The 12884-nt window shown below is 65.6% G+C and carries 12 protein-coding genes; 5 read left to right on the forward strand and 7 right to left on the reverse strand.

Going from position 1 to position 12884, the window contains the following annotated elements:
• Window positions 1-273: 273 nt before the first annotated feature.
• From CH339_RS16790 to rsxA, 7 genes are all read right to left on the reverse strand, one after another.
• The gene (locus CH339_RS16790; RefSeq protein WP_111435531.1) at window positions 274-543 is read right to left on the reverse strand and encodes an RnfH family protein; all 270 of its coding nucleotides are present in this window, start codon (window positions 541-543) and stop codon (window positions 274-276) included.
• Window positions 544-618: 75 nt separating this feature from the next.
• Complete coding sequence (locus CH339_RS16795; RefSeq protein WP_111435532.1) at window positions 619-1323, reverse strand: electron transport complex subunit E; 705 nt, start codon at window positions 1321-1323, stop codon at window positions 619-621.
• The gene (gene rsxG, locus CH339_RS16800) at window positions 1320-2105 is read right to left on the reverse strand and encodes an electron transport complex subunit RsxG (protein WP_111435533.1); all 786 of its coding nucleotides are present in this window, start codon (window positions 2103-2105) and stop codon (window positions 1320-1322) included. The genes CH339_RS16795 and rsxG overlap by 4 nt, the downstream gene beginning before the upstream one ends.
• 5 nt (window positions 2106-2110) lie before the next feature.
• Window positions 2111-3178, reverse strand: a complete 1068-nt coding sequence (locus CH339_RS16805; RefSeq protein WP_111435534.1) for an RnfABCDGE type electron transport complex subunit D — start codon at window positions 3176-3178, stop codon at window positions 2111-2113.
• Window positions 3175-4674, reverse strand: a complete 1500-nt coding sequence (gene rsxC / locus CH339_RS16810; protein ID WP_111435587.1) for an electron transport complex subunit RsxC — start codon at window positions 4672-4674, stop codon at window positions 3175-3177. Before rsxC ends, CH339_RS16805 begins: the two co-directional genes overlap by 4 nt.
• An 11-nt stretch (window positions 4675-4685) precedes the next feature.
• Entirely contained in the window at window positions 4686-5222 is a 537-nt protein-coding gene (locus CH339_RS16815) for an RnfABCDGE type electron transport complex subunit B (RefSeq protein ID WP_111435588.1), read from the reverse strand.
• A 10-nt stretch (window positions 5223-5232) separates the two neighbouring features.
• Window positions 5233-5814, reverse strand: a complete 582-nt coding sequence (rsxA, locus tag CH339_RS16820) for an electron transport complex subunit RsxA (RefSeq protein ID WP_111435535.1) — start codon at window positions 5812-5814, stop codon at window positions 5233-5235.
• 338 nt (window positions 5815-6152) lie between these two features.
• On the opposite strand from rsxA, the gene nifL reads away from it, so the two are divergent.
• From nifL to CH339_RS16845, 5 genes are all read left to right on the forward strand, one after another.
• The gene (nifL, locus tag CH339_RS16825; protein WP_111435536.1) at window positions 6153-7814 is read left to right on the forward strand and encodes a nitrogen fixation negative regulator NifL; all 1662 of its coding nucleotides are present in this window, start codon (window positions 6153-6155) and stop codon (window positions 7812-7814) included.
• 8 nt (window positions 7815-7822) lie between these two features.
• Complete coding sequence (nifA, locus tag CH339_RS16830; RefSeq protein WP_111435589.1) at window positions 7823-9475, forward strand: nif-specific transcriptional activator NifA; 1653 nt, start codon at window positions 7823-7825, stop codon at window positions 9473-9475.
• 248 nt (window positions 9476-9723) lie between these two features.
• Window positions 9724-11211 carry a nitrogenase cofactor biosynthesis protein NifB gene (gene nifB / locus CH339_RS16835; RefSeq protein WP_111435537.1) on the forward strand — a complete coding sequence of 496 codons (1488 nt, stop codon included), beginning with the start codon at window positions 9724-9726 and terminating at the stop codon, window positions 11209-11211.
• A gap of 11 nt (window positions 11212-11222) precedes the next feature.
• Window positions 11223-11498, forward strand: coding sequence for a 4Fe-4S dicluster domain-containing protein (locus tag CH339_RS25330; protein ID WP_111435538.1), 276 nt, complete (start codon window positions 11223-11225; stop codon window positions 11496-11498).
• Window positions 11499-11512: 14 nt separating this feature from the next.
• On the forward strand, window positions 11513-12775 hold the full coding sequence (locus CH339_RS16845) for an FprA family A-type flavoprotein (protein ID WP_111435539.1): 1263 nt from the start codon (window positions 11513-11515) through the stop codon (window positions 12773-12775).
• Window positions 12776-12884: the final 109 nt, after the last annotated feature.

The raw sequence follows: 12884 nt of genomic DNA on the forward strand, positions 1-12884 counted from the left end.
CGGAAGGTCTGCGAGCAGGTGCCGTGGTGGCGGTAAAAGGCCCCGACCGTGGCAAAGGCCGACGACCGGCCGGCCTTGACCTCCTCATATTCCCTGATCAGGAAACGCCACTTCTGAACATAGTTCCGTTCAATCGTCCGGTCATAGCTGTTGTCGCGCATGGGTCGCTCCTTTCCGCAATCCCATCAGCGAATATCTGAACTTGCACAGCAATGACGATCGGAGGTTTGCCAGGGGGCATCAACGCGTCAGGCTGCCGAACGACGGCCAGCCTCACTCCTCCTCCTGGTCCTTTCTCTCGACAAGGTCCGGGTCGGCGGTGATCGGCCGGTAGATCTCGACCCGGTCGCCCTCGGCGAGCGGCGCGTCGAGCTTGGCGATCTTGCCGAACACGCCGACCTTCTGATGCTCCAGGTCGATTTCCGGGAACTGGCCGAGGATGCCGGAGCGCTCGATGGCGTCGCGCACCGTGCTGTCGTCGGGCATCTCCATGCGCAGCCAGACCTTGTGGACCGGGGTAACGTAGGCAATGCCGATATTCATGGCCTGAAACTCCGAAAAGACTTCTTTGCGCGTATTCTCGTCCGAAAACCGGTTCCCACTTTTCGGGAATACGCGTCAGTTTCCGACGACGATTTCCTTGGCCGCGGGCCGGGTCTCTTCCTCGGCGTCGGCGTCGGCCGGGCGGCTGGAGCGGGCATCGAGAATGCGCTTGCCGGCAAGCAGGAGGCCGAGCACGAGGAACCCACCCGGCGGCAGCGCTAAAAGCAGAAAGCCGCGGTATTCGGGAATGACCGTGATCTCCAGGAAGCTGAAGCTGTCGCCGAGGAACAGCGAGGCGTTGGCGAACAGCGTGCCGGCGCTGATGATCTCGCGGATCGCTCCCAAGACGACGAGGGCGAAGGTGAAGCCGAGGCCCATCATCAGGCCATCGAAGGCGGCCGGCAGCACCTTGACCTTGGAGGCGAACGCCTCGGCGCGGCCGAGGATCGCGCAGTTGGTGACGATGAGCGGGATGAACAGGCCAAGCACCTTGTAGAGGTCGTGCAGCCAGGCGTTCATGACCATTTCGACCAGGGTCACGAGGATGGCGATGATGAGGACGAAGGCCGGGATGCGGATCTCCGGCTCGATCATCTTGCGCAGGATCGAGACGATGAGGCCGGAGGCGACCAGCACGGCGGTTGTGGCCAGCCCCATGCCGAGGCCGTTGGTGGCCGTGCCGGTGACGGCCAGGAGCGGGCAAAGCGCCAGCATCTGGGCAAAGACGACGTTGTTGCTCCACATGGCGTCGCTGGCGATGCGTTTGTAGTCGGTGCTCATGGATTCGCCTCGCTGGTCTTTTTCGGCAGGGTGGTCAGCGCGTCGCGATAGCTGGCGAAGAATTCCAGGCCCTCCCGGACCGCCTTGACGACGGCACGCGGGGTGATCGTCGCGCCGGAGAACTGGTCGAACCGGCCGCCGTCCTTTTTCACCCTCCAGTCGTCCTGCGACGTGTTGCCGAAGGACAGGCCGGAAAAGTTCTCGATCCAGGCGCTCTTTTCGGCCTCGATCTTGTCGCCGAGGCCCGGCGTCTCCGCATGCTGCAGGACGCGGACACCGATGAGTTCGCCGTTGGCGGAAACGCCCATCAGGATCAGGATCGCACCGCCATATCCCTGTCCCGTGACCCGGTAGGCGATGGCCGTGACCTCGCCGTCGCGGATCGCCGGATAGATCATGCGGGAGTTGTCGCCGGTGGCGGAGAATTTCCAGGCGTCGACGACGGGATCGTTGTCGTGCAGGTCCTCGGGCATGACCATGGAGAGCGAGGCCTGAAGGTCTTCCTTATGCCGCTGCTCGATGGCGTCCTCGGTGCCGGCAAAGCCCGTGGCGAGAAGCGCGGCGCCGATCAGGGCGAAACCGCCGAGAAGGGCGGCGAGGTAGATCGGCGAGCGGCTGCCGTGCTCGCCGGCGGCCGTGGCGCTCGATGCCGCATCGGCGGCGCCGTCGGGCTCGACGAGCGCCTCGGCCTCGCTGCCGGTGTCTTCCGTTTCCGGCGGGCGTCGGCGGACGAGGCGGCGGGAGAGCTTTTCGTAGAAACTGGAACCTGGAATCCGCGCCATTGCCGTCAGATCTCTTCGTAGCGGATCGGCTCGCCGGAACGGGTGCGGCCGTAGATGCGGGGACGGACATAGTGGTCGATGAGCGGCACGGCGGCGTTCATCAGGAGGATGGCAAAGCCGATACCCTCCGGATAGGCGGCCCAGGTGCGGATGATGAAGGTGAGCGCGGCAACGCCCGCCCCGAAGATCAGCTTGCCCATGCCGGTCGCCGGTGCCGTCACATAGTCGGTGGCGATGAAGAAGGCCGCGAACAGGAAGGTGCCGGAGACGAGGTGGATGGCGGGGCCGGGATAGCGGCCCGGGTCGATCGCCTGGAAGAGGCCGGCCAGCACGGCCATCGTCACGATCATCGCCACCGGTGCGTGCCAGGTGATGGTGCGGGTGGCAAGGAGCAGGATGCCGCCGAGGAGGATGGCCACAGCCGAGGTCTCGCCCATGGAGCCGGGCACGATGCCGAGCGCCATCGCCGTCAGCGACAGTGAGCCGCCGACCACCTCGTTGACCGGGACACCGAGACCGAGCTGGGTCTTGATGGCGCCGAGCAGCGAGGCGCTGGAGACGGCATCGAAGGCGGTATGGCCGGCAAAGGTGATCTCAAGGCCTTCGAAAAAGCCCGGCGAGCCCCCGGTGAACATCGGCTGGGGCGTCAGGAACTGGGTCATCTCGATGGGAAACGAGATGAGCAGCACGGTGCGGGCGATCATCGCCGGGTTGAAGACGTTCTGGCCGAGGCCGCCGAAGGCGTGCTTGGCAAGAACGATGGCGATGAAGGAGCCGACGACGCCGATCCACCAGGGTGCCCAGGGCGGCAGCGTCATGGCAATGATCCAGCCGGTGACGACCGCCGAGCCGTCAAGCAGAAAGGGCTTTTGCGGCTTGCCGCCAAGGGCGAGGGCAAAGGACTCCGCGGCAATAGCCGCAGTGACGGTGACGAGGAACAGGAATACGGCCGGCCAGCCGAACTCGTAGAAGCCGAACAGTGTCGCCGGGGTCAGCGCGACCAGCACCAGCACCATCGTCCGCGAGATGCTGCTTCCGGAATGGGCGTGCGGTCCGCCGACGAGATCGCTCATGCCCCGATCGTTTCCTGCTTGGCCCGTTTCTTTTCCGCCTCGGCCTTCTTCTTGGCCTCGCGCTCGGCCTTCATGCGGGCCATCGCTTCCTGCTTGGCGCGCTTCTGGCGCTCCATGCGCTCCTCGCGGAACTGGGTGAGGCGCTTGGTCTCTTCCTGCTTGTGCTTGGCGCGCTGCTGGGCGGTCAGCTTGCCCTTGGCGTAGTTGAAGTACTGCACCAGCGGGATGCTGGCCGGGCAGACCCAGGCGCAGGAGCCGCAGGCGATGCAGTCGAGGAGGCCGATCTTGACGGCGGCGTCGAGCTCCTCCTTGCGGATGTGGCCGGCCATCTCGAACGGCGTCAGGCCGCAGGGGCAGGCGGAAACGCAGGAGGCGCAACGGATGCACGGCATCGTCTGGCGCGCCGGCGTCTCGTCGGGGCAGAGGGCGAGGACGCCGTTGCTGCCCTTGACGATGGAGGTGCGGGTCGAGGCGATCGGCTGGCCCATCATCGGGCCGCCGAGGAGCAGGCGGTCCGGCTCCTTGTTGAAGCCGTCGCAATGGTCGATCAGGTGCGAGATCGGCGTGCCGATCGGCACCTCGAAATTGCCGGTCCGCTTCATGGCGCCGCCGCTGACGGTGACGATGCGCGAGATCAGCGGCCGGCCGAAGCGGACCGCCTCGCGGATGGCGTAGCAGGTGGCGACGTTGTGGACGACGACGCCGATATCGGCGGTGAGCGCGCGGGCCGGCGTTTCCTTGCCGGTCAGGGTCTGGACGAGGTGCTTTTCCGATCCCATCGGATAGCGGGTCGGGACCCTGGCGATCAGCACGTCCTTGAACTGGTTGGCCGAGCAGACGGCCTTCAGGGCGGCAAGCGCTTCCGGCTTGTTGCCCTCGATGGCGATGATCGCGCGTTCCACGCCGAGCGCATGGCGCAGGATGCGGATGCCGTCGATGACGGCCTCGCTGCGCTCGCGCATCATGCGGTCGTCGCAGGTCAGGTACGGCTCGCACTCCGCGGCGTTGATGACCAGCGTCTCCAGCTTGTTGCGGTTGCGCAGGCCGAGCTTGACGGCGGAGGGGAAGGTGGCGCCGCCCATGCCGACGATGCCGGAGGCGGCGACGCGCTCCGCAATGACGTCGGGTTCGACGGCGAAGGGATCCTCGATCGGGGCCGGGAGTTCGCCCCACTCGTCCTTGCCGTCCGGGCGCATGGTGATGGTCTGGCCGGGCAGGCCCGAGGGGTGCGGGGCGACGAAGCGGCCGATGGCGCTGATGCGCCCGGAGGTCGGTGCGTGGATGGCGGCGGAGACAGGTCCGCGGGCGGATGCAAGCACCTGGCCCTTCTTCACCTCGTCGCCCTTTTCGACGACGGTGACGGCGGGCGCGCCGATATGCTGCTGCAAGGGAATGCGCAACAGGCTCGGCAGCGGCACGGTCTCGATCGCCTTGCCAGCAGCGAGGTCCTTGCGCTCGTCGGGGTGGATGCCGCCCTTGATCCGGAACATCTTCATCGCCGCCTCCCTCATGCCGCCAGCCCCGTATCCGGCTTCGGCCAGTGCCAGGTCATCAGGGTGTCGGTGACGGGGCGCATGGTGATGGCGCCGGTGGGACAGACCTCTTCGCAAACCTCGCAGCCGGTGCAGGCGTCGTCGACGACGCCGTGCATCTGGCGCGACGCGCCGACGATGGCGTCGGTCGGGCAGCGCTTCAGGCACTTGGTGCAGCCGGTGCACAGATCCTCGAATATGAAGGCGGTGACCGGGCCCTTGTCCTTCATGCCGGAAAGATCCGCCTCGACGCCGAGCTTGTCGGCGAGCTGGCTGGCCAGCGTCTTGCCGCCCGGCGGGCACATGGCGACGCCGATCTCGCCCTTGGCGAGGCCTTCTGCCGCCGCCGAACAGCCGAGATAGCCGCACTGACCGCAATTGGTGCCGGGTAAGAGGCCCTCGATTTCCTCGGCGATCGGGTTGCCCTCGACGCGCAGATAGTAAGCCGCAAGGCCCAGTCCACCGCCAAGCGCTCCCCCCAGTCCGAAAAGAACGGCCATCGCCTCGATCATCCGTTTCTCCTCATTGCGGCACCAGGCCGGCAAAGCCCATGAAGGCGAGCGACAGGAATCCGGCGGTCAGGAACGCCACCGGCGCGCCGGAAAAGGCGGCCGGCACGTCGGCGATCCGGAGCCGTTCGCGCAGGCCCGCGAAAAGAACCATCACCAGGGTGAAGCCGACGGCGGAGCCGAAGCCGTAGAGCATGCTCTCCACGAAGCTGTGCTTTTCCTGGACGTTGAGCAGGGCGACGCCGAGCACCGCGCAGTTGGTGGTGATCAGCGGCAGGTAGATGCCGAGCACCTGGTGCAGCACCGGCGAGACCTTGCGCACGGTCATCTCGGTGAACTGCACGATGGCGGCGATCACCAGGATGAAGGTGAGGATGCGCAGATAGCCGAGCCCGAGCGGCTGCAGCATCAGGGTCTCCAGCACCCAGCTCGCGGTCGACGCCACGGTCAGCACGAAGGTGGTGGCAAAGCCCATGCCGAGCGCCGCCGACAATTTGTTGGAGACGCCCATCAGCGGGCACAGGCCAAGGAACTTGACCAGCACCACGTTGTTGACCAGAGCCGTCCCCAGCAAAATGATCAGGTAATGTTCCATTGCGCGCCCAACCGTCCTGTCGTTCGCGACTGCGTTGGTCTCAAAAAGAGCATTATCCATGCCAGACGGGGGTGGTGCGGGAGACGGCCGGGCGAAGGCGCCGGATTCTTGACGAAACGTCGCCGAATCCTTTTGTTGCACTGCGGTAGAATATTTGTCGATAATGCGACATCGCGTAAGTGTCGTCGTCCGTGCTTGTCGCAAAGCCTACACAACGGGCCCCTTGAGAGCGACAAACGCCACGGTAACGGGCCTTTTCGGAGCGCCGGACCACGCCCTTAAAGGCATGCATCTTGCTTTAAGTATCGCCGAACCTTTTGAGGGCGGGCGAGGTAGGGATGAGCAACGAACCCGGCAAAGAGCAACATTTCGAAGCCTGTGCAGCGCTGACGGCGATCCTGTCGTCGCTGCCGGACGACCTGCCGCCGGAGGTGGAGGAGATCTTCGGGCCGAGCGCCATGCCGGTCGACGGGTCGTTGCCGCCGCGGCTTTACCGCGAGACGGTGGAGCAGCTCTCCGTCGCCATCTCGGTCACCGACACCGAAGCCAACATCGTCTATGTCAACCCGGCCTTCGAGGCGCTGACGGGCTATGCCGTCAAGGACGTCGTCGGCCAGAACGAGGCGCTGCTGTCGGCGAAGGCGACGCCGCGGGCGGTCTATCTGGAGCTCTGGAAGACGATCTCCGGCGGCGAGACCTGGCACGGCAAGCTGGTCAACCGGAAGAAATCAGGCGAGCGCTACCTGGCGGAGCTGACCATCGTGCCGGTGAAGAACCGGCTCGGCACCATCCGCTACTATCTCGGCATGCACCGGGACATCACGGAGATAAACCATCTCCAGCGCCAGGTGGAAAACCAGAAGAACCTGATCGAGAGCATCATCGACAGCGCTCCGGTGGTGATGGCGCTGGTCGATGTCTCCGGCAAGGCGATCATCGACAACCGGGCCTACAAGCGGCTCGCCCACGATATGGGCGATGCGGTGCCGGCGGAGTATTTCCTCGACGAGCTGAGGCCGCTGCTCGGCGACGACATGCAGAGCGCCTGCGAGGAGGAGCGAACGCTCTCCGGCGTCGAGGTCCGGGTTCTGATTCCGGGCATGCGGGTGCGCTGGTTCTCCTGTTCCACGATCTGGGTGCGCGAGTTCGAGCTTGCCGCGGACAGCTATTTCGAAAGCCGGCTGCAGAATGCGCTGCTGCTCGTCTGCAACGAGGTCACCAATCTGAAGAGCCAGTACGAGCACGCCAGGTTCCACGCGGTGCGTGCCGAGATGACGGAACTGGAGATGCGCCGGAACCTCACCGAGGTGATCGAGGGCGCTCTCTACCAGTTGCAGGGACCGCTCAACGTCATCCAGGCGATGGCCGGCATGCTGAGCCGTCGCGATGGCGCCGACGGGGCGCTGTCGCAGGCGACCGACGCGGCGCTGATGTCCGGCCAGCAGGCGATCGAGCGCCTGAAGACGGCGCTGCCGCCGGAGAGCCCGCCGGTCAAGGCGCCGGTCAATCTCAACCAGGTGATCCGCGACGTCCTCGTCATGTCGGCGAACAGGCTGTCGGCCGCCGGCATCGTCGTCGACTGGACCCCGGAGCGAGATCTCGCGCCGGTCTACGGCCAGGAGAACCTCCTGCGCATTCTCCTGAAGACCCTGATCGACAACGCCATCACCGCCGTCGGCGAGCCCGGCGCGCATGACCACGAGGTGCGCATCACCACCATCGTCACCGACGACGGCATGATCGAAACGGTAATCCGCGACGGCGGCCCCGGCATCGACCGCGCCGACCGCTCCCGCATCTTCGAGCCGTTCTGCTCGCTGTGGAGCGAGAAGCGGCGCGGCGCCGGCATGGGCCTTGCCCTTGCCCGCCAGATCGTCGGCGAACTCGACGGCGACATCCTGATCGACGACGGCCACCACATTGGCTGCGTGATGCGGATCGCCCTGCCCGCCTGCCGGCGCGATCCGTCGCCCGACGACCGGACCCGGAAGAGAGGGTGATGACGCCCATGGATGATCAGCGCAAACTCAGCCGATCCGACCGCATCTGCCCGCGGCCCGTCTACTGTGCCTTCTACAAGCAGGAGCTGGAGACGCTCTACAAGGTGAGCGGCCTGTTGAGCCGGTCGCTGAACCTGCGCGAAACGTCCAAGGAAGTGCTGAAGCTGTTGCACGAGGAAGGCCGGCTGCACTACGGCATGATCGGCCTCGTCGACAACGAGACCGGCGAGCTGCACATCACCGACGTCCACCAGGACAGCGCCACCATCGCCCATGACGTGCGCTACCGCGCCGGCGAAGGGGTGGTCGGCACGATCCTCCATTCGCGCAACGCCATCATCGTGCCGCGGATCGCCGAGGAGCCGCGCTTCCTCGACCGGCTCGGGGTCTACGACCCGGACCTGCCGTTCATCGGCGTGCCGATCCTTTACGGCAGCGATGCGCCGCTCGGCGTGCTCGCCGCGCAGCCGATGCGCAACGACAAGTTCCTGGAAGACCAGGCCAAGCTCCTCGAAATGATCGCCTCGCTGATGGCCCAGACCGTGCAGCTCTCGCGCGCGGTCGAACTGGAACAGGACCAGCTTCGCTCGGAGCGCGACCGGCTACACCGGCGGGTCAAACAGCAGCATGGCTTTGCCAACATCATCGGCGACACGGAGACCATGCGGGTGGTGTTCGAGCAGGTCCGCGTGGTCGCCAAGTGGAACACCACGGTGCTGATCCGCGGCGAATCCGGTACCGGCAAGGAGCTGGTGGCCAACGCCATCCATTACAATTCGCCGCGCGGCAGCGGCCCGTTCCTGAAGCTCAACTGCGCCGCGCTGCCGGACAACCTCCTGGAATCGGAGCTCTTCGGCCACGAAAAGGGCGCCTTCACCGGTGCCACCTCCCTGCGCAAGGGCCGCTTCGAACAGGCCGACGGCGGCACGCTGTTCCTCGACGAGATCGGCGAGATCTCGCCGGCCTTCCAGTCGAAGCTGCTCAGGGTCCTGCAGGAGGGCGAATTCGAGCGGGTCGGCGGCAACCGTACCCTCAAGGTGGATGTGCGGATCATCGCCGCCACCAACAAGGACCTTGAGAGCGCGGTGGAAAAGGGCGACTTCCGCGAGGACCTCTACTACCGTCTCAACGTCATGGCGATCACCATGCCGGCGCTGCGCGACCGGCTCGACGACATTCCCGAACTCGCCCGCTTCCTCGTCGCCAAGGTGGCGGAAAAGCAGGGCCGCGAGCTGATGTTGACCGACAGCGCACTCCGGCTCCTGATGCGTTATTCCTGGCCGGGCAATGTGCGCGAGCTGGAGAACTGCATGGAGCGGGCGGCGGTGATGAGCGCGGACGGGACCATCGACCGCGACGTCATCGCGCTTGCGGGACTGCCCGACAAGGCGCTCCTCAGTCCGGCGCCGGCCCGCCCTCTGGCGCCGTCGCCGGCCCCGCCGATGCCGCCCGTTCCGGCCCGGGCGAGCCCGCCGGAGACCGGATCGGGCAGCGGCGCGCGGCTCTGGGAGGACGATGCCCTTAGCGAGCGCGAACGGGTGATCGCGGCGCTGGAAGAGGCCGGCTGGGTGCAGGCCAAGGCGGCCCGGCTCCTCGACATGACGCCGCGCCAGATCGCCTACCGGATCAAGGTGCTCGACATCAAGATGCGCCGGATCTGAACCTTCCGCGCCAACGCCGTCGCAGGCGTCGGCCCGTTTCTCCATCCATTCATTGTCGCGAATGGCACAAAGGCCCGGCCGGGCGATTGTCGGTTTCAGGACACGCGCGGTCGCCGCATACCTTTCTGAAATCCTCGTAAAATCAGTATGTTGCCGCATCGCGGCAAGCTGGCACGGCCGTTGCTATGCCGGGAGGGACCGTTAAGCCGTCATTAATATGAGCCCTGTCAGCGAAGGAGCCCAGAGGGATGGAACTGAAAGTTCTCGGACCGGCCAAGCCGTCGGAAGACGGCTGCTCGAAGGGCTCCTGCGGCTCGACCGACGATCAGATGGCGCACCTGCCGGAGCACATCCGCGAGCGGGTCAAGAACCATCCCTGCTATTCGGAGGAGGCGCACCACCACTATGCCCGCATGCATGTGGCGGTGGCGCCGGCCTGCAACATCCAGTGCAATTACTGCAATCGCAAATACGATTGCGCCAATGAGAGCCGGCCGGGCGTCGTCTCCGAACTCCTGACGCCGGACCAGGCGGTCAAGAAGACGCTGGCGGTGGCCGCCACCATCCCGCAGATGACCGTGCTCGGCATTGCCGGCCCGGGCGATCCGCTGGCCAATCCGTCGCGCACCTTCGACACCTTTCGCCAGCTCTCCGACAAGGCGCCGGACATCAAGCTGTGCGTCTCCACCAACGGGCTGACACTGCCTGACCATGTGGAGGAGCTGGTCAAGCACAACATCGACCACGTGACCATCACCATCAACTGCGTCGACCCGGAGGTCGGGGCCAGGATCTATCCCTGGATCTTCTGGAAGAACCGGCGCATCCGCGGCGTCAAGGCGGCGAAAATCCTGATCGCGCAGCAGCAGAAGGGCCTTGAGATGCTCGTCGAACGCGGCGTCTTAGTGAAGGTCAACTCCGTGCTCATTCCCGGCGTCAACGATGAGCACCTGAAAGAGGTGAGCCGGATCGTCAAGGAAAAGGGCGCGTTCCTGCACAATGTCATGCCGCTGATCGCGGAAGAGGAGCATGGCACCTATTACGGCGTCATGGGCCAGAGGAGCCCGAGCCAGTCGGAGCTGACGGCCCTGCAGGATGCCTGCGGCGACATGAACATGATGCGCCATTGCCGCCAGTGCCGGGCCGATGCGGTCGGCCTCCTTGGCGAGGACCGCGGCCAGGAATTCACCCTCGACAAGATCGACGCCATGGAGATCGACTACGACGCGGCGATGGCAAAGCGCGCCGAGATCCACCAGGCGATCGAGGCCTCGCGCGATGCGCAGCGCGCAGCCCAGACGGCGAAGTCGGCCACGGCGCCGGCAAGCGGCCTGCCGAAGGGCCTGCGCTCCGTCTACATGGCGGTCGCGAGCAGCGGCCAGGGCGTCGTCAACCAGCATTTCGGCCACGCCAAGGAATTCCTCGTCTACGAGGCGAGCCCCGAGGGCGCGCGCTTCATCGGCCATCGCAAGACCGACCAGTACTGCGCCGGCGACACCACCTGCGGCGATGCGGAGACGGCGCTTCAGCGGACCATCCGCGTGCTCGACGGTTGCGAGGTGGTGCTGTGCTCCAAGATCGGTATCGAGCCCTGGGGGCACCTTGAGGACGCCGGCATCCTGCCGAATGGCGAGCACGCCATGGAGCCGATCGAGGAGGCGGTGATGGCCGTCTACCGGGAGATGTTCCAGACCGGCCAACTGGCCCCGCCGGCATTCGAAAACCGGTCGGCCTGAAGGAGAGCGGCATGGCCTATGAAATTACCGCTGCGTGCGTCAACTGCTTTGCCTGCATGGATGTCTGCCCGAGCGGGGCGATCCGTGAGGCAAAGCCTCATTTTCTGATCGACGCGGCGAAATGCACCCATTGCGAGGGCGACTTCGCCGATCCGCAATGCGCCAGCATCTGTCCGGTGGAGATGGCGATCCTCAACGAGTTCGGCGAGGCCGCCAACCCGCAGGGATCGCTGACCGGCATCCCGCTTGAAAGACTGCAGGCGCTTGCCGCTGCCGGCATACTTTGAAGGACGATAGGGCGATGCTTGCCAAGCTTCCCGAGCCTGTCGAGATCGCCGGTGGCGTGCACTGGATCGGTGCGCTCGACCCGGATCTTCGAACCTTCGACCTGATCCTGAAGACGGCGAACGGCACCACCTACAACGCCTATGCGGTGCGCGGGCCGGAGGGCGTCGTCGTCGTCGACACGGTCAAGGAGGAGTTCTCCGAGGAGTTCTTCACCCGGCTCGAACAGGTCGCGGATTATGACGAGATCCGCGCGGTCATCCTCAACCACCTGGAGCCGGACCATACCGGCGCCGTGCCGGAGCTGATGCGCCGGGCGCCGCACGCCCACATCTTCTGCTCCGTGCGGGCGCTGAAGGTGCTGACCGCGTTGCTCAAGGACGAGCTCGACAATTACGGCTACACGCTGACCGACACCGGCGACCGCTGCTCCCTTTCCGGCCGGCCGATCAGCTTCGTCAATACGCCGTACCTGCACTGGCCGGACACCCAGTGCACGTTCCTGGAAGACGAGAAGCTTCTGTTCTCCGGCGACGTCTTCGGCTGCCATTTCTGCGACGACCGGCTCTACAACGACCGGGTCGGCGATTTCCGGTTCTCGTTCGAATACTACTTCAAGCACATCATGCGGCCGTTCAAGCGCTGGGTGCTGCAGGCCGTCGACAAGATCGAGCCGCTGGCGCCGGAGCTGATCGCGCCGGCGCACGGACCGATCCTGCGCGACAATCCGCTTTCCTATGTGCGCAGCTACCGCACGCTCTCCAACTCCTACCTGCCGAACGAGGTGGAGGGGCGCGAGAAGAGCCTGCTCGTCTTCTACATGAGCGCCTATGGCGCCACCGCCGACATGGCCAAGGCCGTCCATGACGGGGCGTCATCCGTGGAGGGCGTGCGGGTCTCGCTGTACGACCTTCAGGGCGGCGAGACGGAACCCTTCGTCGACCTCATCGAGAGCGCGGACGGCCTCGTCTTCGGCTCGCCGACGGTCAATGGCGATGCGGTCAAGCCGGTGTGGGACGTGCTCGCCTCGCTGATCTCGATCGAGACCCGCGGCAAGCTCGGCGGCGCCTTCGGCTCCTATGGCTGGTCGGGCGAGGCGGTGCCGATGATCGAGGACCGGCTGCGCGGCCTGAAGATGCGGGTGCCGGCCAAGGGCCTCAGGATCAAGTTTCATCCGACGGACAAAGAACTGGACGACTGCCGGGACTATGGCCGGACGCTGGCGGAAAGCCTCGTCGGCAAGGCCAAGCCCAAGGTGGTCGATTTCGCAGATCTCTAGCGCGTATTCCCGAAAAGTGGGAACCGGTTTTCGGACAAGAATACGCGCTGAAACAAAAGGATAGAGCGTTTCGCGCGATCCTGTGATCGCGTGAAGCGCTCTGGACAAC

It is taken from the genome of Rhodobium orientis (genome assembly GCF_003258835.1).
GTDB lineage: Bacteria > Pseudomonadota > Alphaproteobacteria > Rhizobiales > Rhodobiaceae > Rhodobium > Rhodobium orientis.